Here is a 22,758-nt window from a genome sequence, read left to right as displayed (position 1 = left end):
CTTAAAATTTTTCATTGGGATATGAATACAGAAGTTGATATAGCAAATACTTTAACTTAATCACCAAGAAATACCTTATGTAGTACATTGTACTAATGAGCAACACATACAATGATTTATACAGTTCTTATCCATATACATGAAAGGGTGTATGACTCATTCGATATTACAGTAGATGGTTAGACATGATTTTAACTAAAAAGGGTTTTCAAAACAAAGCACCAAGAGCTTTGAAAATAAAAGGGATTAAATTAGATTCTGGAAAGTCATTTCAAACTCCATTTACAGTGAAGCGAAAGAACAAAAGCGCAAGCGCCCGGGTAGCGACGTATATGCTGGACTGAGCCGTAGGAGATAAAGGCAACACGAAGAACGAAGTGATTCGATGTTAACTTATCGTACGGAGGCGAGGGAAGCATACTAGTCGCTGGGCGCTGGAGCTGGACGGGGCTACTTCACTTTTTCAGTTATACACAAGCATTGAATTTTATAATTTCCTAGAGGATAAAAAAACCGCTAATTTTAGCGGTTTCTATTACCAGGGTATTTCTTTAAATATTTTTCAATGCTGGAAATGTTATCATCATTCTCCGGACGGTAGTTTGTAATACGGCGTTGACGTTTTTCGAAGACACGTTTAGCAATTTTTTTGTAGTCTAAATCTTGCTTTGAATCATTTTTTGTCGCCATTCCACAAACCTCCTTTTTCATATTATAGCATACGTTATAAACCCTAATTATTATCAAAGTAATAACTTTCCATCAGTTGTTCAAACAGCTTCGAGACCAACCCACTGGGACGAGGTACCTGTCCCCTCATCCCACTCACTGAGCACGGCCTACCACACTTCTCGATACACCTACTATTCTAGAAATCTGACTAACGGATAAACCTTTCCTCTCTTTAAGCAAAGCTAACAACGCATCCCTTTCATTTTTCGGCATCCGTTGAATCATCGTAGCGCTTGTTATCCCGATCGATTTCAAATACTTCCTCACTTCCTCATCAGGCACCCGTACTCGGTCCACATATTCCAAACACTCATCATCATTGGTTTCCTTCATGTAATCGATATAGGCTCGAATAGCTGTTTCTCGTTCGTGCGAAAACAAATTCAACCCTCGATCGACATCGACCATAACCCATCTATGAAGATATTCATGAATACTCGTCCATTCACTATTCCACACATTGGAGACCACACCGGCATTCAAAGGATTTTGATGGATATACCGAAGAACTGTTTTGAAATATCGAATGTCTTCCACGTTCTCACTTCGAAAACGCTCTTGAAAGAGATGACCGATTCGCTCGTATTTCATATTGTACCAATAGACAAAACTTGAACTAATCCGCTTCATCACCTGTGAAACAGTCTCCTCTTTCTCCATCAGAAGCAAATGAACATGATTATCCATCAAGCAATAAGCGTATAACTCAAAACCACAAACTTGCTTGTATTTCTTCACAATCTCCAAAAACTTCTTCTTATCGACGTCATCTTCAAAGATCGTTTGCTTGTTGATCCCTCTCAACATGACATGATACACACCATTATAGCTTCTCTTTCTTGGTTTTCTAGGCAAACATGAATCACCTCATTTCTCATTTAAACAAAATCACTACGAAAAAACAGCTTCAGCATAAATTAGAGAAAAATTAGATCAGGAAAGGATTTGCGAAGGGAACTTACAACATATGAGGATATCAACTAAGGGGTTAGAGGGGAGGCAAAGTGATACATCTAATACTATTCCACACATTTCCTCCAAATCCTGCTACTATTCGACATTTTGTGGGACGAAGGGACAGGTCCCTCGTCCCAAACTGAGACGTGGAACCCGTGCCTTCGTCTCAGCCTCTTTCAAAAAAATAAAAAACCCTAGCCAAAGTGTATTAGCAGGGTTAGTTGCTTATAAATATGTAAAAAGAATTTTTGATTCTATTTCTTTTTATTATTTTGCTTTCTCTTATTCTCTTTTTCTTTTTTCTCTTCTAAAAATCGTTTCTCATCTTCATTTGTTAAGATTGGTTTTTTTTCTTTTAAATAATGACATTAACTTCACCTCTTATCACCATTTTTGGCAATAAGAACTGGTATTATACAATCACTCTTCCAAAAAATCGTTGCTTATGTTTTCATCATATAAGTCGCAATACATATAAACGTAGCCAGATTCATTTTCTATCTCTTCTTGTTTAATGTACATAAAACCATGTTTATAATACCAACACCACTGCGAATAAAGAGAATCAAGGGTTATATATCTATGATTGGTTTGCCTAGCAACCTTTTTTATGACATCTATCATATAAGATCCATAACCATTTTGTTGATAATCTAAGTGTACTGCAAGTTTTGCAACTTCTAAGCAAGGGACCTTAATATTAGGGAAGTCCATACTGCTTCGTACTAATGTAAAATACCCTATGATATCATTCTCTGAAGATATTAATAAGCTAGTGTTAGCTTCAAATTCAATAGAATGATAATAGGCATCCTGGTGAAGAAACCGGTTTAAAGACGGGTTATCTGAATTGAATTCCTGAACTTTCACCCAACCGAAATCACAAGAGTACATTTCTTCAATAGCTTCAACTGATACACCTTCCAATTAAAGCAATCCTTATCAACTATTTTAACTTGTTATATATATATGAACGTTTGACTTTGACTAAAGGAGCACCATCTAGTACATAATCTTCTTGATGGTCGAAAGTAGCATCAATAACCAATTTCGCTCTCTTTGATTCCACTGATTCTTTTATTCGTAGAAACTCTTTTTCGTCTTCACTAGTGAGCATTGGTTTCTCTCTCTTAAAAAGATTCATTTTACGGCCACCCCTCCTAAAAGGACTTCTTTCCTTTATTATACAAAAGTATTTCAACCCATATCAAGAAATCCCCCTTAACATGGGACGAAGGGACAGGTCCCTCGTCCCATTCCCCTCTCTCGCGGCACGCACAACGCGAAAGTGGGACGAGGAACCTGCCCCCCCCATCCCACCTCACCCCAACCTGTGTAATTTTGCAAACAATCAATTGACAATCTTTACATACTGAAACCCCTTTCATCTTCTCCGCATACCCATTACACTATGAATTAAGCAATGATCATTGCATTGGGACAAGGAACCTGTCCCTCCGTCCCACTCACCGAAGTGGGACGAGGGACCTGTCCCCCTGTCTCATTTTGCAAACTTCATCATCCGGGGATGGAGGGATAAACCTTATGACATTAGATCACCGTAGAACGTATATATTGTCGCAGTTGCATGAGGCGCAGCAGCCTGTATCGGTTGAGTGGTTTACCTCGAAGATGGGGGTATCACAGCGCACTGTGTACTACGATGTGGAGCATATCAATGATTGGTTAGAGGATGCACGTTATGAGCCGATTACTCGGGAGCGTGGGGTTGGATTTTTCCTACCCGACACTACTAGAGAGGCTTTGCCGGAAGAATTCATCATCAACGAATCGTGGCAGTATAAGTTTTCGCAGGAAGAGCGTGAGATTCTCCTAATCTTGCATGTGTTGACCCATTACGAGACATCAACGATGAAGCACTTCATGGATTGGACGCAGATGAGTCGGAGCACGATTGTGCACGATTTAAAGCAGATTGAGGAAAAGCTAGCCGAATATAACCTGTCTCTTCATTATCAAAAGAAGACTGGCTACACGCTAGCAGGTTCTGAATTCGATCGGCAAAATGCACTATCCGGCGTACTCAGTTCCATCCTTTCCAATGAGCAATGGACCCAGGTAAGAAACGTTTTTGAGGAAATGGTTCAGCAACAAGCTCCCGAAACCAACGAATTGCTTCCTTTTATAAAAGAACAACTCTATCAAACAGAACAAACACTAGGATTGGTATTCACGGATGAAACGATGGAGCATCTAGCCTATCAAATCGGCATCATCCTAACCGAACAACCAACGAAGCAGCACATTGAAATGGACTTGGCTCAGCAGGATATCATCCAACAAACCAACGCTTACGAGGCGATAAACGAGCTTAACCAGCAACTAGAAAAAGCGAACCACCCAACCCTATCAAGCGATGAACACCGCTATGTAACGTTGCAGATTTTGAGCTCGAAGGTCGAATACGATGATTTTTCCACCGCACCAACCGATGAGATTTCGCAGCTACGCGACACCATCAACAAAATCATCGATGACTTTCAAATCTATTCGTGCATCCTGTTTGATGACCGAGACCAGCTAGAAGAAAATCTACTAACGCACATTAAGCCGACCTACTACCGATTAAAATATGGCGTCACAATCCAGAACGATTTGCTTGATTATATCAAGGAACATTATCAGGAAGTTTTTCAACTCACGAAAAAATCCATGGTACACCTTGAAACACTAATCGGTCGTACGCTTCCTGATGAAGAAGTCGCTTTTATTGCCATTCATTTCGGTGGTTGGCTACGCAAGCAAGAGAAGTCGCTTAATCCAAAGTACCGAGCTATCATTGTTTGCGAGAGTGGCGTCGGCACATCCAACATGCTTCGCTCCCAGTTAGAGTCGCTGTTGCATGACCTAGAAATTACAAAAACAATGTCCTATCGAGAGTTCAAGGAAACGACGCACCATGCCGACGTGATTTTTGCAACCAATTATATTAAGCAAAACGAAACACCGGTCATTAACGTACCTGCGCTTTTGACCGACGTGGATAAACGCTTTGTCATCAACCAATTGGACACTATTTTATCACCAAAACAAAACGAAACATCCAACACCGATGAACTTTTAAACACAATCAAACAATACGCAACCGTCCATGATGAACAAGCATTACGCAAAGAACTAGAGAACTATCAGGTTACCCACACCCTGAAGGAAAAGGAGAATATTAGCCCTATGCTGGATGAATTGCTAACAGAAGATACGATCCAATTCGAACAATCCATTACGGACTGGGAACAGGCGATCCGCCAGGCTTCACAACCACTGATTCATTCAGGAAAAATAACCGAGGATTACGTGCAGGCGATGATCGATAATGTGTACGAAAATGGACCTTATGTCGTCATTGCCCCGCAGATTGCGATTCCGCACGCCCGACCTGAAGCTGGTGTAGAAAAGCTAGGCATGAGTTTTCTACGCGTGAAAGAGCCCGTCCATTTTTCCGAAAAAGAAAAACATCGCGCCAACCTGATTATCGTATTGGCAGCGATTGATAACGAAACGCACTTACAAGCATTGTCCCAGCTAACGACGATGCTGTCAGAACCAGAGAACCTCGAGCACTTGATTCAAACGAATAACTCGGAAGAAGTTATTAACTTAGTAAAACAATACTCAACCCATTAATTAGGAGGAATTTATTATGACAAAAATTTTAGTAGTATGCGGAAACGGACTAGGAAGCAGCATGATCGTGGAAATGAACGTGAATAGCATTTTGAAGGACCTTGGAAAAGAAGCAGAGGTATCCCACACAGATCTAACATCTGCGAAAACAGAACACGCTGATCTGTATATCGGCTCTGAAGACATCGTTGGTAACATTGACGACGGCAAAAAGAACATCGCGAAACTAAACAACCTAATGGACAAGCAAGAACTACGTGAAGCACTAGAAAACAACCTGTAAGAACACGAATTACTACCCCATGAAAGGATGAGAACATGATCAATCTAATAATGAACGACATACTTGGCACCCCTGCGATTCTGGTCGGACTATTTGCACTCATCGGTTTAATCGCTCAAAAGAAAAATGTTGCCGATACGGTTTCTGGAACACTGAAAACAATCATGGGCTTCGTCATCCTAGGTGCAGGTGCCAATGTCCTCGTTCAATCACTTGGTAAATTTAGCGACATGTTTAACGAGGCATTTAGCGTAGATGGCGTCATTCCAAACAATGAAGCCATCGTAGCACTTGCTCAAGAAAGCTTTGGTACCGAAACGGCGATGATCATGCTGTTCGGTATGGTAGCCAACATTATCATCGCCCGCATTAGCCCTTTTAAATATATTTTCTTAACTGGTCACCATACCATGTTCATGGCATGTATGATTGCCGTGATTTTAAAAACGGGTGGCTTGAGCGGTGTTATGATGGTACTTGTCGGATCCGTCATTCTAGGATCATTGATGGTGCTATTCCCAGCTCTACTACAACCTTACACGCGCCAAATCACTGGTTCCGATGACTTTGCTGTCGGCCACTTCGGTTCTACTGGCTATTTTATCTCTGCACTTATTGGTAAAAAAGTCGGCAAAAACTCTCGTTCCACAGAAGAGATCAACGTACCGAAGTCACTAGGGTTCTTACGTGACACATCCGTTTCCGTATCCCTAACGATGGTCATCCTATTCTTCGTCGTAGCATTATTCGCAGGACCAAGCTTTATCCAGAACAACCTAAGCGGAGGACAAAACTTCCTCGTCTTCGCATTCATGCAAGGCCTAACGTTCGCAGCAGGCGTTTACATCATCCTATCCGGTGTGCGCATGCTACTAGGTGAAATCGTACCTGCCTTCAAAGGTATCGCAGAAAAAATCGTACCAAATGCCAAGCCAGCACTTGATGCTCCGGCCGTCTTCCCATTCGCAGGAAACGCCGTAATCATTGGCTTCATCCTAAGTTTCGTAGCAGGACTTCTAAGCATGTTCTTCCTACCAATCTTCGGCCTGAAAGTCATCGTGCCAGGACTTGTTCCACACTTCTTCACCGGAGCGGCAGCCGGCGTATTCGGTAACGCAACAGGTGGAAGAAAAGGCGCCATCTTCGGCAGTATGGCCAACGGCGTCATCATCAGCTTCCTACCAGCCCTACTACTACCAGTACTAGGCACGCTAGGATTCGAAGGAACAACATTCGGCGACGCAGACTTCGGTGTTGTCGGCATCATCCTTGGTAACCTAATCGGACTAGCTGAATCAAACATCCTGTTCATCATCCTAAGCCTAGTTGTCCTAGCCATCCTATTCGGCATCGGCTGGAAACAACGCGGCGGCAATAACGAACAAGAAGAAGAAGCTACAGAAGCGGGATAAGGGGACAGGTCCCTCGTCCCACTCTCTCCCCCTAAGAGCACGGCGCTCTTAGGGGGTTTTTTCGTATGTTATGGGGCGTGGGGACCAGGGACCTGTGGGGTGGAGGGACAGGTTCCTCGTCTCACTGACTCCCCACTTGCTCTTCCCCAGTAACTTCGTTGATTGCATCTTGTACAACTTTAATATAGGCAGTTTTATCCTGGATTTCAAAAACAGATAGGGCCTTGTGGTATTGGCTAAATGCTTCTTCTTGATGGTGTGAATTGAAGTAACAACGCCCCTTCTGATAATATAATTCACCTAGTAAATAGAGGGATTCTGTTTTCTTACACAAGTTTATTCCTTGTTCACAAAAGCTTATCCCTTGATGCCATTCCTTTAGATTATAGCTAACTTTTGATGCATTATAGATAATCCGTATTTGTATGGTACGATCAGAAATCTTCGGTAGATGAAGAAAGTGGGAAAGAGCATCTTCAAAGACGTACAAGGCTTTCTGGTGCTCATTATTTTCTTTATAAATAATTCCGATGCTATTTAAAATCTCAATTTCTCTTTCACTATAAGGCTTGTAATGATTACTAGTTATGTTGAGGGCGTAGGTACATAAATCGATTGCTCTTTCCACATTTCCATGCATGTAATACTCGGCAATTCCCTCATGCCAAATAAGAAACTGAAGGTTGTGACCGGATTTGAATAACGGTGTGTTCTTTTCGTTTTGAACGATTTGAAACACTTCTTCATAATTCCTTTCTCTAATAAACTCTCTTAGGAGTGTTTTCACTTCATTCACATAATCCAATCGTGGTGTATAAATCGATTCGAAAAAATAATCCATATCAACTCCTAGTTTTTGAGATATGTAGTATAACGTAATACAAGAAGGATATTCGTTTCCATTTTCTAATTTACTTATTTGAGCTTGGGTACATATATCTTCTGCTAATTCTTTCTGGGTCATATTATTATGCTTTCGTAGTTCCTTTATTACACCAGATATATGTTGATAGTCCATTCACTCACCCTCTTCATAAAATATTCCTATAATTATATTCTACTGATAAACAGGAGGAAATGGAAGGTTCAGGGAGTACTGTCCTACTCATTCTATGACACAGAAAAAGCACCAATCCAAAACTTTTTATATAATTAAGAAAAAAGGAGGGGCTACTGTGAAAAAATTATCTTTACGGTTTATCATTGGTTTGATGTTATTTACTGGTGTCTGGTTAGGATCTGACCTTCCAAATCATAAACATCATTTCGACCTCGATAATCCTTGGGCAGATGAATTACCAGACCAACATTAATATTCTCACAAAACGATTTATAGTAATAAAAAAATATGTTCAATCATCACCTCTTCATTGTCATGAAGAGGTTTTTTATTTTGTTAAGCACTAATTTATTTAAAATATTCCTATTGTTATATTTCTGTGAAATATCTAATTAATGGATGTTATTTTGGTATCTATTTTAATCACAGAACCTATGAGTGGAAATTCAACCTTTTCAAAAAGCTGTTAGGCTCAAATAGAAATATTGATAAGGAGGAATTATTAATGAAGAAAATGTCAAAGAAATTAAAAGTGTTCAGTGTAAGTACGGTAGTGGGGTTAACCTTCTTCTCTTTTTCCCTTGGTGCGAATGCCCAGACAGATTATGTTAGTGGGGATGAATTAAACAAGATCGAATCGGTTGAAGGCGGAGCAAAAAAAGAAAGTAGCTTTTGGGGCGGGATTGCAGTAGGTGTTGTATCAGCAGCTGTGTACGATGCAGGAAAAGCTGCTGGTGATTGGTTGAATGACCAATATAATGCACAATTAGAAGCTGGCGCTTATGATGCTGCTCCTGAAGCTCAATATTACGGTGTAGGCGGCGCATCAAAGGAAAAAGTATCAGCTGGAGAAGTTACAGAATTCGGAAGATAATTCAATTAGGAAGTAAAAGTCTTGATAGGCTTTTACTTCCCTCTATCTTTTTAAGGAGGAAAAAATGAAAACAAAACTATCAAAACTATTCTTTGTTTGTATTTCTTGTTTTTGTGTTTTTCATATATCGGCTGTTTTATTATACAACCTACCCATTAATCCGATGAATTTCAAAATGGCACCTGTTATCAATAGTTATGTCGGGCCCATATTCAAGCAAAATTGGCATTTATTCGCTCCAGACCCTGTGAGTACTAACAATTATGTATTAGCTAGAGCTTCTTTTCAGGAAGAGAATCAAACGAAACATACAGAGTGGATCAACATTTCCAAGACTTATACTAGCGGATTACAGAAAAATAGATTTAATCAGAATAGACCTAAACTATCAGCATTAAGAACCTCTCAAAGAGAGATGATAAAGAAATTAAATGATAATGAAGATTTTTTCGAGGAAAAGAATGTTGAAAAAGATATACACTTAAATATGCTTTATAACATCGTAGAAAAAGAACTAACTCAATTAGCAGATAAAAAGGACATTCATGAATTAGAGATTAAATTTGTTATAGAAGAATTTCCTGAATACGGAAAAGATGGTGAGAGTAATTATCGATACTATTACATTCCAGATGTAAGAGTGTAAAAAAAAGGAGGATACATAATTGACGAGCAACCTATTTGCAAAACCATATCACTATATCAGTGAAAAGCAGTATTTTCTTGTTGGTAGTAGTATTGTTCGACTAGCTGTGGGAATTCATATTATGTTCACCTACTTGGTTTACTACTTTCAACGACATGATGTCTGGGGAATACATTCATTTGTTCCAGCTGATTCAAATGTCCATTTCTTCTCGTTATATACACTAAATAATTCTATCGTTTGGTTCGAAACAATCTATATACTTGGTATTTTAGTAAACTTCTTGTTTCTTATCGGCCTTAAAACAAACTTTATAACGCCAATCAATTTTTTATTCGTTTGGTCTTTATATAATGAGAACCCCTTTATCATGGATGGCGGAAACAACATTTTATTTATTGTACTTTTTTTCTTAATGTTCGCTAATATTAATGAATATTTCTCCGTTGAGACAAAACAAGACACAAACAATAAAAGCAAGAATATTAAAAACATCTTCCATAACTACGCGATTTTCATCTGTTTAGCACAAGTATGTATATTATACTTTTTCTCTGGTTTTTTCAAAGCACAAGGAGATATGTGGCAACATGGAACAGCCTTATATTATATATTGAATGTGGATGAATTCACTTTACCTTCTGTCGCACCTTATATTATAAACTCTCCACTGCTTTTATTTTTCGGGGCCTATAGTTCCATTCTCATGCAATTGTTTTTTCCCTTTCTGGTCACAAACAAGTACACAAAAATTATCACTCTATTTGGTTCCATTCTATTCCATCTTGGTATTATCTTCGTGATGGGGCTTATCCAATTTGGGCTGATCATGATCGCACTAGATTTGTTATTCATAACCGATAAAGAATATAAAAAAGGAAGGGTTATAGCCAAAAGGACTCTTTCAGTCATCATGAAAAGGAGCGATACTAATGTTAGCCAAAAGACTAGCACCGAAATCTAAAGTTTTAATATATTACGATGGCTCTTGTTCGTTTTGCCAGACTATTGTAGCAAAATGGCAGAAACGAGACAGGTACAATTTATTACAATTCAAGTCGTTTCGAGAAGATTCTGTACACATTGAATTGGGAGTTCCCTTAGAACAATTAAACACCTATATGCATGCGCTTAACAAGCAAACAAATCAACTCGAAAAAGGATTAACTGCTGTTATTGAAATTACGAAAAGAACTCCTAGTAGATGGTTCTTACTACCTCTACTATACCTGGCCCATCTGACACGTATCGGGCATCTTGCATACTATTTTATTTCGAAACATAGACGAACCATCCCCGTCAATCACTGTAACAACCAATCTTGTAAGTTATAAAAAGGAGAGTAGATATAATGGAAGGAATTCGAATGATAATGTATGGCTTAGCGATACTATCAGCCTTATATATGATTACAATTAGTATAAGAGACTTCGGTAAATTTCAAAGTAAAAAAGAAACATTATATTTTAAAACCAAGACAATAGCCTTCACTTCACTTGGATTTGCTTTGATTGTTCTAGTAGTCTTTGTAACTGAATTGCTTGCCATTGTGTAAAACTGGTAGGGAGGGATAGGTCCCTCGTCCCACTACTTCCCTTGAGAGCATGGCGTTCTCAAGGGATTTCTTACTTTGAGAAGGGGCTGGGATGAGGTACCTGTCCCCTCGTCCCAATCACCTAAGCTCTTGTTGCCAAGAACCATGGATTTTTCAGATGTTCTTTATTGTAGATTAACGGTTTACCCTCGTTTGCAACTTCTACCTTACCTCCAGAAAGTTCTACAATAGCATGGCCAGCAGCCGTATCCCATTCCATCGTCGGAGCATATCGAGGATAGTAATCTGCTTTGCCTTCCGCTATCAGACATAGCTTTAATGAACTTCCGACAGAAACAGTTTCAATTGATTCGTAGTTTTCTTTCAGCCCATTAATAAAAGTAGCTGTTTCTTCAGACATATGCGAACGACTTGCTACAACTTTAGCTACTGTATCTTCCGATTTGGTAAATGGAAGTTTAATAGCTTTCACGTTTTTACTTTTTGAGCTTAGCACTTCTGATACTTTATAAGCACCCTTCTTCTCATCAGCATAGTAAAGATCTCCAAGCGCTGGTGCATAAACGACCCCAAGTACTGGTTTCCCTTCTCGGATAAGTGCAATATTAACAGTGAATTCTCCGTTTTTATTAATAAATTCTTTTGTTCCATCAATTGGATCAACTAACCAGAATTCCTTCCAATCTTTTCTTTTTTCAAAAGGGAGATGGTCCCCTTCCTCACTTAGGATTGGTATAGAATCATTATAATCCTTTAATTTTCTCTTAATAACCTCATGGGAGCGTTGGTCCGCAAACGTAAGAGGAGATTCATCCTCCTTATACTCTACATTAAAATCTGTTTCATAAATTTTCATAATCTCTTTACCTGCCTCTATAGCAGCTTCTATTATTGTTTTCATAAAAAACCTCCTTTTGGGATGAGGGGACAGGTCCCTCGTCTCACTTTTTCCGGAATGGGATGAGAGACCTGTCCCTTCGTCCCACCTCACTTCTCAATAATCTCTTCATCCACCTGTTCCCCCAAGTGCCTCCCTGGTTTATCCTCAAGACACAACACCTGATCACCAACCTCCAGATTCAACACCGATGTCTCCCCTTTCGTCTTCTCCACCAAGTGAACACTAGGAGAATGCTGTAACGTTGCAGATATCATAGATCCTTTATCCGTCTTACATTCCACTCTTACAAAAGGCCTCTTTTCGATTTTCACTCTCCCAACCGCAAGAGGCCGACTCTCTTCTTCATACGTTATCCAAACGTTTTCACCAGGGTTCACTTCATCCAAATACAATGTCTTCTCTTCTTGAAAAAGATACTGATGAAACGCACCAACATTGATACGAAAAGCACGTGGTGGATACCCTTCAGAAGTACGATTTTCAGACAACACTTTCATATACCCATGTCCAGTATTCCCTACATAAACACCTTCACTAGATTTCAAATAATCAATGAAGTCGAGACAAACTCTCATCCCTTCCCCAACCTCTGTTATATTCGTAACTTCCATATACGCTTGTTGATTCTCTATTTGATTCGTCATTGCTAAAACGCCCCTTGGTGGGACGAAGGGACAGGTCCCTCGTCCCAATTTATTTAGTTAAGAAATACACACTTTGATAAAATGGATGAAAATCGAATCTGAAGTGGTTTTTCCTTTTAATCCAGTTATTATAATCTAATAAAATTCATCCTCATGAACATATTCTTTTTTGAAACTTCCAGTTCCAATTACATTTAGTTTTGGATGAGGGGAGGGAGTCTCCCCCCCTCACCCTTTATCTTTAGGAGGGTCCCATTATTAAAGTTTTAAAGTATGTAACCATTTCAATAGCATTTTTTATTTTGATGATTCTCTTACAACGTAATTTCTTACCTGGATTGGAAAAAATTATTGTAGGTTTATTATCCTTACTAGCTACTGCTTTCTTTGGCTTGACTTACTCTAAAAATCGCCCCACTAATGAGTTAAACAAAGGAACAATCATAGCCATCGGAGGGCTTATTTTTCTAGTTACATTTGTTCTCACAGATAATTCGCTGGTAGGGTTTGAAATAATGTTTACGTTTAGCTTATCTTTTTTGGGTGTAGCTGTTTTATATTTCATAAATTGATAAGCACTATGTATCAAGCAGTCCCTGTAAGTGGGACGAAGGGACAGGTCCCTCGTCCCAAATTAATTTAGAATACGTGCTAACTCTGATAGAATGGATGAAAATGGAACGAAAAGGTGGTGTTTCTCGTTTTAAGAGCAATCTCCAAATTAGATCTATTTGCACCTATCGCATGTTTCCTTATCATTGTATTTTATCTTGTTACCGATGTCTTAGAAATAATTAGCCTTTTAGGGTTACTCATGTTCGTCTTAAACTTCTATAACGGCATGAAAGAATATCAAAAAAATAAAAAGAAAGCCGGAATGATTACGATTGGTTTATCATTCATCATCCTGTTACTTACTTTCATGAACATATTCTCTACCTAATAAATATTTAGACTGAGATGAGGGACCTGTCCCCTCATCCCACACAGGAGGCCCAAAATTGAAGAAAGTCATTCCGCTATTACTACTCATTTTCATTGCAGCATGCGACGAATCAACTCCAAAAGAATCTAAAATCACCATCGAACCTACCGAACTCACGGATGAGGAAAAGAACCTTCTCCCTCATACCGGGCTGAAGAAAAACTCTATTCACTTCTTTGGTGTTAGCGGGAATTTAACCCCCGAAGAACAATTAGTTATGAAAATTATAAAATACAAAAATGGTAACCGTTCAAAAGATAATGGGTCAGCAATGATACAAGATGAATTCCTATCGAATTGGGCTAGAACGTCCATCTCTTACAAAACCAATTCAGATACAATTGAGTTTTCATTTGGGTCAGACAAAGGGAGATTTACGCTTCCATACAACATCCCTGAAAAAATAAGCCATATGTTTCCCTCTCTACTACAAGAATCCCAAACTTTAACAACAGGAGACAGCATTTATCTCGGCTATTGGAGAGGTACCACCGATAATCGCATCGAAGTAACTGGGGGAACTCCTACTAGCATTCCAGATGAAGTGAAAGAATCTGATTTAGCCTTTGTATTCGAAGTCGAAGTGGTTCCGAAAGAAAGCTAATCTTGGTGAGACGAGGGACCTGTCCCCTCATCCCAAAAAATAACGATTGGAGTGCTTAACCATGCACGTTAACTCAACAAGTACCATCTTACTACCAAACAACATTAACGGACGAGACATACATAGCAACATCATCCCCACAGTAAGCAACCTAAAAAATATGATAACAAAACTTCAAGAAGCAAACGGAAATCGAGACCAGCTAAAGCCCTGGGATAAACGAAGCTACGACGCCTACAATATAGACGAAATCAAACCTTATCTATTAGAAGGTACCGTACAAGAAAACATCGACCTAATCAAGAAACATATCCTGCGTAGTAATATAAAAGATTTAGGGCCAAATTGCATCGATATGTATCTAGTAGCCTATGTTGCCGAAACGCATGGTCCAGGTAAAGATGAACTGATTAACTATGTATTCAACCATGAAATATCCGACAAAACAAACTCAGCTCAAGCCATTTGGCAAGTTGGTCGAGGAGATGGTGTGTTTCTAGGGATCCTCCATAACGATGGTTCGATAGCAGATTGGAACTTCTTTGCTAGCTGGATTAAAGGGCACTAACCAAATGGGACGAATGGGACGCAGGGACAGGTCCCTCATCCCATTTTGAAACGAGGGACCTGTCCCCTCATCCCACAAATAAGACTAGTTTTCACAATGCTTAAATTCATAGTTTTCTTCTGCATTTGGATCATTGTGCTCACAATCAAGCTGGACGATTTGACCATCTTCTCTAGTGTAACTGTACGTTGCCTCAGGCTCATTTTTGAATGTAACTGTTACAGCAAAATAAGGTAAGACACCAAAGCTAGGGTCCACTTCTTGAAGAACATCTTTTGAATGCCCTTTTTGAGATAGGTATTCTTCGACTTCAGATTGAAGCATATTCTTTTTAACTTGAACATAGATAATGGCAGCCACTACCAGAACTGAAATTATAATAATGATAGAGTAAGCAACTCTTTTTACTGTTTTCATTACTTTAAAACACCCTTTTATGTAAATAAAATAAACAAAAGGCTTCTTAACTTGAACAATACCTTGTAACAATAATGTTGTATCAGATAACACCAAAATTTAAAACTTACATTTTAATTTTTACTTATATTCTTCCTAGGAAGCCCTGTGTACATATTTTATTCTCCTCATATCTGTGAGACAAGGGACCTGTCCCCTCATCTCACTCCCTATTCTCTAACTCAAATTCTATTCCTCATCATATACATCACTATAGTTTTTCAGTCGAAACTTAAATTCTACTCTTCTCGATTTCTTCTTATCTACTACGCCATCCACCTTTTTCAGCATTGTTTCTGATCTGCCGTTAGCGGTAATGTCCATCTTCACCTTATCTTTATATTTGAAATCTCCTAATTCATCGCTAAGGATGAATTTGGTTACGCTAAATGCTCTTTGCTGTGATAAATCGAGGTTATCCATGAATGAGCCCACGTTATCTGTATGACCCTCTACAACAATTTCTGATAAATGTTCTTCATATCCACTATATAGAAGATCCATATAAACAGGGATAAATTGTTTTAATTGTTGTTTAAACTCTGGGCGAATGACCGACTTACCGGTTTCAAAGAGAAGGTCATTACTAAATTTGATGGCTCCAGTTTGTTTATCAATCTCGATATCTAAATTTGTATCTTTAAATTCTTCTTGCATGCTTACGATAATATCTTTGCGTAATCCGGTAATCATCGCTATTTTTTGTTCTTTTTCTTCAATTTCTTTCTCTTGCTTTTCAATTTTATCTTGTTTCTCATTTAGTTCTTTCCCTTTGGCTACGTTATCTTTATGGATGTTCAATATCATCGCTATTAAAATCAACAAAACTACTAGAAGAAAAGTGGCTAATAAATCTGTGAATGAAGGCCAAAAATCATTGTCATTTTCAGGCCCTTCAACTAATCGCTTATATTTATTATTCATGAATGACCAGCCCTACCCTTCGTAAACCAATTGCTTTTGATGATCTTCGCCTACTTTTTCGGCTAGGTGTCCAATGGTTTGATCAAGGGATTTCATAGATTGTTCTAATGAAGTCAGAGAATCTCTTCTAAATTCATCATTGATTAAGAAATGGTTCTGTAACTCATTAAATCTATTGTCGAGAATTTCATTCGTTGTTTGAACATAATTACGGAATTCTTTTATTGATTTACCAAGGTTTTCGTCCATATTAGTCTCCGCTTGACGGATAAAGCTCTCAATTTGCTTAGATGTTTTCTCAATGTATCCTTGCAGGGAATTGTGTAATTCAGATGTCTGTTTTGTTATGGTCTGATAATTTCGTGCAAACTCTTCCTTCATCTCTACTGCTAAATTTGACAATTGTTCATTGTTTACCTTATGTTGTTTGAAAATCTCAATAGCTTCCTCAAAAGAATGATGAATCGAGTTATTTTGGTCTACATACTTTTCCAAATGGTTTGTAAAATGATCCTGCATTTCAGTTTGACGTTGAGCTTGCTGAGTTAAACCTTCATTAATATCACCTAAAAGTTTTGTGCTATGGTCACTTTTTTCCTGCATCGTATGAAGTGCTTCCGTTGTATTCTCCAACGTAGACGATAATTTTTCAGTTTGCTCTGTCCAGCCACTGGTGATAGATGATAGTTGTTCAAATGATGTATTTTCTAGAACATCCTTCATGGTAGAGGTTGCATTATCTACGTTTTCCATCAACTGTGTGTTTTTATTTTCAAATTTTAGTTGTGATTGAACGATAGATTCTTGTTTATCCAGCATCTCACCTAAGAAATTACTCATTGATTCATAGGCATCATGCATCGTATCCATTGATTTATGAATAGCCCCCTCAATCTGCTCCTTTATAGAATCGAAGGAAGTGTAAGTATCATTGAAGAATTGCTGTTGCTCTTGATGCAAGTTTTGCATCGTTAGTATTTGTTGATGTTGATAAGCTTGGTGTTGATCCATAAATGTATGGATTCGTTCATTGGTTGATTGAACGCCTGTATAAAGTTCTTGCTGGAATGTTTCTTGTTGTTGAAAATAGTCAAATAAACGTCCAAAATCATCATGAATTTGTTGAGACCGCTCATTAAAACTTTCCATAATGGTTTCCATATCAGTAAACATAGACTTAAGGCGTGATGTCGTTTTACCAAAATCCGCATTAAACTGATTCATATTGTTCGTTGCTCGTTCAAAACCCTCTGAAAAACGTTGAACATCAATAAATGACTGCTTTAAGCTTTTGATTTCATTTCCTACTTCTGCAATGGCCTCTACAACTTGATTATTGGCTGATTCTTGCTCTTCAGCTAGTATGGAATTTTCAACAGTCAGCATTAAATTTAGAAAGAGTTGATCTGAATTTTTAAACTTAGTATGTAAATTAATAACAACAGAGCAGATAATTCCGGCTATACTCGTATAAAAGGCAGTATTGATTCCTGACAATATAGGCATAATGGAATTTTGAATATCATTTTCATTAATTCCTCGTAAAGCTAAAACTAGTCCCACAAACGTTCCTAGCACTCCAACAAGAATCGTTATAGATCCTAACGTTTGTATTAATTTAAGACGTTGAGCAACATTGTATTTACCTCGAAGGTAATATTGTGCAAAATAAGATTCAATAATCGATTGTATATGTTCTCGAGATAACGGGTCCTTTTCTTCGTTATCCTGCAAGTATTCATACTGTAAATCCTTAAGCAATCGAAAATGCTCCGAAGAACTTGGATTCGCGTGGACTTTTAAATGTTGGTAAATCTCTTTATTTTTGTTGGTTGCATACACGGTTATCCCCATCAACAGAAGAAATGTGCTTATAATAATAGGAAATTCTATTACCTCAGCTAAAAAGAAATTTTCTTCACTTGGTAAGATCCATACTAAAATAAAAATGGATGCAACAGCTAATCCCATCCCGAATAATTTACTTCCAAACAGCTTTATGTACCCCATGTTGATCCTCCAATTAATATAATTTAAAACATTGCGAATAATCCGTTATAAAGGAGTGACTTTCCTGGAATTCTCGAACCATATCTTGTGATGTATCCGCTTCAGACAGGGAGATAAGATTCACTTTTTTCCCACTATCCCTGTATTCACAAGCTATATTGTAGAAGTGGAAATCACCCGTAAAAAGAATCAATTCATTATACTTCTCTTTCCGCTCTTCCATTTTGCTGATTAGCACTTGATCATCTATATCAAGCTCTATCCCGTGCACTACTTCTTTTGCTTTTGACTTTTGATTATGTGTCTCTAAGATGGTGAAACCTTGTGATTCTAAATACTTCCTCAACTCTTCAACTTTCTGGTGAGCATAGATGGCCTTACTCTCCTCCTCAAATTCCGGGTAATAAATAGTAGCGTATTGATCCTTGATGTGATTTTGCATAAAGGTTCCGAACATTAAAGTAAATAAGTGATGAAAATCTACCTTCAAGCTTTGTAAACCAGTGAAAATGTTTGCAGTATCCAAAAAAACACCAATTTCATTTCGCTCCATTTTCGAGTAATGAGTAGTGTTAATGAAGGCTTCAATCGATTCAAAATCAGACAACAAGAAGTCTGATCGCTGTAATGCCTGATACAGTCGATTATATTCAGAGTCATATTCTTTGGTCAGCACAGAAATCACTTCCGTATTTTCCGAAGTATAAAGCTGTAATTCCTCAATCAAGTAATAAAAGACCAACAGGTTATGCTTTCTAATCTTCCAAGAATCCTGATTGTTTCCCATCTCTAACAAATCATATGTAATAAACGCCTTTATGGTACCAGTCGGATAAAATAGAAAAGAGTCAAACGAAATGGAAGAGTCTATATAAACATTCATTTCTGTCATGTCCTTGAAGAATCCTACAAGTTGGTTAAGCCATTGTTGATTGCTCCCCATATGGCTAATATGCTTGTTATTTGTAGAATAAATTGCTGCACCTGTTATAACTTGTATTGGTACTTCGTTTGGTGTTGGAGTAAATGCTGAAGAGCTTAACAATTTGCCCGAGCTTTTTGTATTATTTATTAAAAACTGAAGGTGTTGGGTTCGTAAATTCTCACCATCGCATAAGGATAAAGTTTCTGCAGAAGCTTTCGGAAGTATATTATCGAGCTCATCACTAATCTCCTCAACTGGAATATCATGATAAGTTGGTGGAAGAATCAAAGGATTTCTCTGTTTCTTATTCAGTCGGTGCACAATAGCATGCATACTCTTAGCGTACTTTAAACTCTGATATAGGTAATTAACATTCTCTTCTTTAAAAGACGGCAACATATATAAGTTTTTTGGTGACAGCTTTTCCACTAATATCCCCCCTTATCTAAATGCTTTTCGTTATCTAGCTTCACTTCCTCCACCCCATAGAACCCGTCCACCTGAATGACCGGTATTCTCATGAACATCTTCATTCACAAATTGCATAACACCAGGGGATTCATGATGATGCCACACATATCCTTCTGGAGTCTCCCCAACAGCTAGTTGATTCACATCATTCATACCTAACCCTAATTGTGACGCAACATTTGGTTCTTCTTGAATGGCTTGATAGAGCGTATCATTGGCAATTTCAAAATGGACATCATCACTAGATGTATACATCTCTTCAGATAGTTGAACACTAAATCCGGAATCGAACACAGGATAAGTACCAGTAACCTCATCACCATTCGGTAGAGTTATCGTTCTTTCTTGAAAAGGGACACTAGTCTCTGGATGATCGCTACCGTTTAAATGGTCATTACGCGTTTCTGCTTCTATTGAATCATCATCCATGACATCAATAATTCCAATAGCTAGCGTAGATACGGCAGCTACTTTCCCGACATCCTTCACACCTCTCATCAATAACTCCTTATCTCCGGAGACAGCTCCTTGATACGTCGTATAAGCTCCATTTGCTGTATATTTCAACGTAGTACCTACACCTTTTACCGTTCGAGTTGAAGAATCTTTAAGATCACCCCATCCAGCATTTCGATGGTAACCGCTTTTCGTAGCAATTCCATATGTCCCCTGTACAGCACCATCCACAAATTGCCCTGCGCTATCGAAGGCTACTTTCGATGCTCCATTTACGCTAGTTCCGACATCTTCAATCCAATCTCCTGTTTTATCAAATTTCGTACCAACTGCTTTTCCGGCAATTTTGACTGTTCCACCAATCAATCCACCACCAACAGTACCTATGACATTACCTGTCCCACGAAAAAACCCCATCCATAATCCCCCTGTAAAATTGCTCTACTACAAGAAATATAATACAACCAATTGTAGCACGACTTGGAAAATGAATGGGTTGAATTTACTATAAAAATTGTAAAAATGAGACGCAGGGACAGGTCCCTCATCCCAAATGGGACGAGGGACCTGTCCCTGCGTCTCACAAGTAATATGATTTAATCCATAGTAACAAGGGAATTGTATCTAGATATATATATGTAATTAGCAATTATCTATTGGAGGGAAAGAAAATGGAAAAACCTAAACTAATCTATTTATTGTTTCTCGCTCTTCTTTTCACTACAGTTACTCTTACTAATGGAGAAAGCCAATTTCTTGGGGATTATTACATCATTTTAACTCTGATTACAGGTTTCTTATTTACTTTTTTTACAAGTGCTATTGGATTTATTATCTTAATAATAGAAATATTGGCGGTAGGGTTTTACTTAACATATGAAGCCTATCAAATCAGGCTTACCTCCATCGAACAACTTCCTATTGTTTTGGATCATGTTTCATTCGTTGCAAGTGTTACTTTAATGTGGATTATTTTCTTCATCCTAAAAAGAGATAGGAGGAATTATAGTCAAATGAAAAACGAACTAAGTAAATTACAGCGTTTCGAAACTCAAAGTAATGTCTTCACGAAAAATGAATTCATTGAGAAAACGAAGGTGGTTTGGACTGGCTTGAAGAGAAGAAATGAGAGAGGATATTTACTTTTCATCTCTATAAATGGTGACACTAAGCGCGCCAGAAATGCTTTAATAAAAACATTCGGTAATACCTTATTAAAGTCCGTAAGAGGAAATTATGACTTAGTTGGTCGATATGACAAGAATACATTTGTAGTGCTTCTTCAAAATACAAATGAATACGGTAAATCCATTGTACTAAAACGATTTGAAGAGCTCCTATCTAAAGAAATAAACATAAATGACAACCAATATACCGTTACGGAGAGAGAAATGGACGATGACTTCTTAAATGAGGAGTCTTATAGAGGGGATGAACTATGGCATACATCTTAATAATAATTATGATTTTTTTCTGGATTATGCTTTTACTATATTCTCTTCTCACTATCGCCGGCGTAATAGACCGTAGTAAAAATAGCAAAAATTCAAATACAAACTATCCCCCTGTCGATATTTTAATTCCAGCACATAATGAGGGAAAAGTTATACAAAAAACACTAGAAGCAATGGCAGGGATACAGTATCCTGGCAACATTCACATTTATCTATTAAATGACAATTCTCATGATGAGACTGAGGAAATAGCTGACGAGTTTAGTAACGTGTATAAGAACATTCATCACATAAAAGTTCCGCCCGGAGAACCTAAAGGGAAATCGAGGGTTTTAAACTACGGTTTATCTATATCTGAAAGTCCTTATTTCGTTATCTATGATGCTGACAATCAACCAGAACCCGATGCAGTTAAACTATTAGTAAATAAAGCAGAAACCACAAAAAATGCTGCAGGTGCAGTCGGGTACGTAAAAACTTTAAACATGAACAAGAATTGGCTCACACGGATGATAGGTTTGGAATTCCAGGTCCACCAACTAATGATGCAAAGCGGAAGATGGGCTCTCTTTAGAGTAGGGTCATTAACTGGGACCAACATGTTACTACGTAGAGACATTATTAATGACCTAGGAGATTACGATCCATATGCTCTTGCTGAAGATGCAGAGCTAACAATGAGACTCTCCTCAAAAGGCTATGTTCTTCCCATCGTGTCGAAAGCTAAAACATGGGAACAAGAACCTGAAACAATTAAAGCTTTAGTTAAGCAAAGAACAAGATGGTTTCAAGGTAATATATATTTATTAGAGAAATCCTTATTCAATAAAGAATCATGGAAAGACAGGACTATTTTTCATACATTACATCACATATCTGTCTACCTATTCTTTGTTATATTACTTTCCATTTCACATGTATGGTTTGTGCTTAGTATATTTGGAATGAATACGGAGTTTGTTCAAAGCCCGCTCATCATGTTTTGGTATATGAGCTACATTGTTTATACCATTCAGCATGCAAGTGCCATGGTGTTTGATGAAACTGTAAGTGTTTATAATAGCTTCATCTCCATCATAATGTACTTCACATATTCACAAGTATTTCTTATCTTACTCATACGCAGCATGTATTTTTACATGAAGAACAGAAGGAAAGGTAACCATATCCAATGGGATAAAACAATTAGGTTCTAA

27 protein-coding genes are annotated in these 22,758 nt (G+C 38.0%); 15 read left to right on the top strand and 12 right to left on the bottom strand.

What is annotated here, in order from left to right; translation table 11 throughout:
- Positions 1–522: 522 nt before the first annotated feature.
- The 4 genes from N782_RS21390 to N782_RS00545 form a co-directional block, all read right to left on the bottom strand.
- Positions 523–690 (bottom strand): hypothetical protein, encoded by a 168-nt coding sequence (locus N782_RS21390; RefSeq protein ID WP_161783048.1) that lies wholly within the window; start codon positions 688–690, stop codon positions 523–525.
- Positions 691–825: 135 nt separating this feature from the next.
- Complete coding sequence (locus N782_RS00555; protein ID WP_036815161.1) at positions 826–1,587, bottom strand: transposase; 762 nt, start codon at positions 1,585–1,587, stop codon at positions 826–828.
- Positions 1,588–2,109: 522 nt separating this feature from the next.
- On the bottom strand, positions 2,110–2,616 hold the full coding sequence (locus tag N782_RS00550) for a GNAT family N-acetyltransferase (protein ID WP_036815159.1): 507 nt from the start codon (positions 2,614–2,616) through the stop codon (positions 2,110–2,112).
- Positions 2,617–2,635: 19 nt separating this feature from the next.
- A complete protein-coding gene (locus tag N782_RS00545) occupies positions 2,636–2,833 on the bottom strand; it encodes a hypothetical protein (RefSeq protein ID WP_036815156.1) in 198 nt (65 codons plus the stop codon).
- Between the two features lie 401 nt (positions 2,834–3,234).
- Between N782_RS00545 and N782_RS00540 the strand changes: the two genes are divergently transcribed.
- From N782_RS00540 to N782_RS00530, 3 genes are read left to right on the top strand one after another with little or no spacing between them, the layout of a single operon-like run.
- Entirely contained in the window at positions 3,235–5,334 is a 2,100-nt protein-coding gene (locus tag N782_RS00540; protein WP_036815154.1) for a BglG family transcription antiterminator, read from the top strand.
- A 16-nt stretch (positions 5,335–5,350) separates the two neighbouring features.
- Positions 5,351–5,617 (top strand): PTS sugar transporter subunit IIB, encoded by a 267-nt coding sequence (locus tag N782_RS00535; protein WP_036815151.1) that lies wholly within the window; start codon positions 5,351–5,353, stop codon positions 5,615–5,617.
- 35 nt (positions 5,618–5,652) lie between these two features.
- On the top strand, positions 5,653–7,029 hold the full coding sequence (locus N782_RS00530) for a PTS ascorbate transporter subunit IIC (RefSeq protein WP_036815150.1): 1,377 nt from the start codon (positions 5,653–5,655) through the stop codon (positions 7,027–7,029).
- A gap of 121 nt (positions 7,030–7,150) precedes the next feature.
- Here N782_RS00530 and N782_RS00525 read toward each other — a convergent pair whose 3' ends face one another.
- Positions 7,151–8,047 (bottom strand): helix-turn-helix domain-containing protein, encoded by an 897-nt coding sequence (locus tag N782_RS00525; RefSeq protein ID WP_052111076.1) that lies wholly within the window; start codon positions 8,045–8,047, stop codon positions 7,151–7,153.
- A 157-nt stretch (positions 8,048–8,204) separates the two neighbouring features.
- Between N782_RS00525 and N782_RS21385 the strand changes: the two genes are divergently transcribed.
- The 6 genes from N782_RS21385 to N782_RS00500 all read left to right on the top strand — a co-directional run bounded on the left by N782_RS21385 (position 8,205) and on the right by N782_RS00500 (position 11,164).
- A complete protein-coding gene (locus N782_RS21385) occupies positions 8,205–8,342 on the top strand; it encodes a hypothetical protein (protein WP_161783047.1) in 138 nt (45 codons plus the stop codon).
- A gap of 252 nt (positions 8,343–8,594) precedes the next feature.
- The gene (locus N782_RS00520) at positions 8,595–8,963 is read left to right on the top strand and encodes a hypothetical protein (RefSeq protein WP_036815147.1); all 369 of its coding nucleotides are present in this window, start codon (positions 8,595–8,597) and stop codon (positions 8,961–8,963) included.
- Positions 8,964–9,027: 64 nt separating this feature from the next.
- Entirely contained in the window at positions 9,028–9,609 is a 582-nt protein-coding gene (locus N782_RS20545) for a DUF5819 family protein (RefSeq protein WP_052111075.1), read from the top strand.
- A 19-nt stretch (positions 9,610–9,628) separates the two neighbouring features.
- Complete coding sequence (locus tag N782_RS00510; RefSeq protein ID WP_052111074.1) at positions 9,629–10,573, top strand: HTTM domain-containing protein; 945 nt, start codon at positions 9,629–9,631, stop codon at positions 10,571–10,573.
- A complete protein-coding gene (locus tag N782_RS00505) occupies positions 10,542–10,943 on the top strand; it encodes a thiol-disulfide oxidoreductase DCC family protein (protein WP_036815144.1) in 402 nt (133 codons plus the stop codon). The genes N782_RS00510 and N782_RS00505 overlap by 32 nt, the downstream gene beginning before the upstream one ends.
- A gap of 32 nt (positions 10,944–10,975) precedes the next feature.
- Complete coding sequence (locus tag N782_RS00500) at positions 10,976–11,164, top strand: hypothetical protein (protein WP_152600684.1); 189 nt, start codon at positions 10,976–10,978, stop codon at positions 11,162–11,164.
- Between the two features lie 121 nt (positions 11,165–11,285).
- Here the strand turns inward: N782_RS00500 and cysQ are convergent, their stop codons facing one another.
- Together cysQ and N782_RS00490 are read right to left on the bottom strand one after the other, a co-directional pair.
- A complete protein-coding gene (cysQ, locus tag N782_RS00495; protein WP_036815140.1) occupies positions 11,286–12,065 on the bottom strand; it encodes a 3'(2'),5'-bisphosphate nucleotidase CysQ in 780 nt (259 codons plus the stop codon).
- An 86-nt stretch (positions 12,066–12,151) separates the two neighbouring features.
- The gene (locus tag N782_RS00490; RefSeq protein ID WP_036815139.1) at positions 12,152–12,709 is read right to left on the bottom strand and encodes a 3-dehydroquinate synthase II domain-containing protein; all 558 of its coding nucleotides are present in this window, start codon (positions 12,707–12,709) and stop codon (positions 12,152–12,154) included.
- Between the two features lie 305 nt (positions 12,710–13,014).
- Between N782_RS00490 and N782_RS21380 the strand changes: the two genes are divergently transcribed.
- The 4 genes from N782_RS21380 to N782_RS00470 all read left to right on the top strand — a co-directional run bounded on the left by N782_RS21380 (position 13,015) and on the right by N782_RS00470 (position 14,866).
- Positions 13,015–13,281 carry a hypothetical protein gene (locus tag N782_RS21380; RefSeq protein WP_036815137.1) on the top strand — a complete coding sequence of 89 codons (267 nt, stop codon included), beginning with the start codon at positions 13,015–13,017 and terminating at the stop codon, positions 13,279–13,281.
- A 119-nt stretch (positions 13,282–13,400) separates the two neighbouring features.
- Complete coding sequence (locus tag N782_RS21375; protein ID WP_237582223.1) at positions 13,401–13,652, top strand: hypothetical protein; 252 nt, start codon at positions 13,401–13,403, stop codon at positions 13,650–13,652.
- Between the two features lie 58 nt (positions 13,653–13,710).
- Positions 13,711–14,298, top strand: coding sequence for a hypothetical protein (locus tag N782_RS00475; RefSeq protein WP_036815133.1), 588 nt, complete (start codon positions 13,711–13,713; stop codon positions 14,296–14,298).
- A 61-nt stretch (positions 14,299–14,359) separates the two neighbouring features.
- Entirely contained in the window at positions 14,360–14,866 is a 507-nt protein-coding gene (locus N782_RS00470) for a hypothetical protein (protein WP_036815131.1), read from the top strand.
- Positions 14,867–14,950: 84 nt separating this feature from the next.
- On the opposite strand, the gene N782_RS00465 is transcribed toward N782_RS00470, so the two are convergent.
- The 5 genes from N782_RS00465 to N782_RS20540 form a co-directional block, all read right to left on the bottom strand.
- Positions 14,951–15,283, bottom strand: a complete 333-nt coding sequence (locus tag N782_RS00465; RefSeq protein ID WP_036815129.1) for a DUF3139 domain-containing protein — start codon at positions 15,281–15,283, stop codon at positions 14,951–14,953.
- A 228-nt stretch (positions 15,284–15,511) separates the two neighbouring features.
- Positions 15,512–16,246: an OmpA family protein gene (locus N782_RS00460; RefSeq protein ID WP_036815128.1), complete on the bottom strand. Its 735-nt coding sequence runs from the start codon at positions 16,244–16,246 to the stop codon at positions 15,512–15,514.
- Between the two features lie 12 nt (positions 16,247–16,258).
- Positions 16,259–18,256, bottom strand: a complete 1,998-nt coding sequence (locus N782_RS00455) for a MotA/TolQ/ExbB proton channel family protein (protein WP_036815126.1) — start codon at positions 18,254–18,256, stop codon at positions 16,259–16,261.
- A 13-nt stretch (positions 18,257–18,269) separates the two neighbouring features.
- Entirely contained in the window at positions 18,270–19,610 is a 1,341-nt protein-coding gene (locus tag N782_RS00450) for an NYN domain-containing protein (RefSeq protein WP_036815123.1), read from the bottom strand.
- 30 nt (positions 19,611–19,640) lie between these two features.
- A complete protein-coding gene (locus N782_RS20540) occupies positions 19,641–20,525 on the bottom strand; it encodes an HNH endonuclease (protein WP_052111073.1) in 885 nt (294 codons plus the stop codon).
- A 254-nt stretch (positions 20,526–20,779) separates the two neighbouring features.
- Here N782_RS20540 and N782_RS00440 point away from each other — a divergent pair, with 254 nt between their 5' ends.
- Both N782_RS00440 and N782_RS00435 read left to right on the top strand, forming a co-directional pair.
- Positions 20,780–21,562, top strand: a complete 783-nt coding sequence (locus N782_RS00440; protein ID WP_036815121.1) for a diguanylate cyclase domain-containing protein — start codon at positions 20,780–20,782, stop codon at positions 21,560–21,562.
- Positions 21,547–22,758, top strand: a complete 1,212-nt coding sequence (locus N782_RS00435) for a glycosyltransferase family 2 protein (protein WP_036815119.1) — start codon at positions 21,547–21,549, stop codon at positions 22,756–22,758. The genes N782_RS00440 and N782_RS00435 overlap by 16 nt, the downstream gene beginning before the upstream one ends.

Origin of the sequence: Pontibacillus yanchengensis Y32, from assembly GCF_000770635.1 — a bacterium.
In the GTDB taxonomy this organism is placed as follows: domain Bacteria; phylum Bacillota; class Bacilli; order Bacillales; family BH030062; genus Pontibacillus; species Pontibacillus yanchengensis.
The sequence above is the reverse complement of the archived record's forward strand: the minus strand, read 5'-3'. Positions and strand labels throughout refer to the sequence as shown.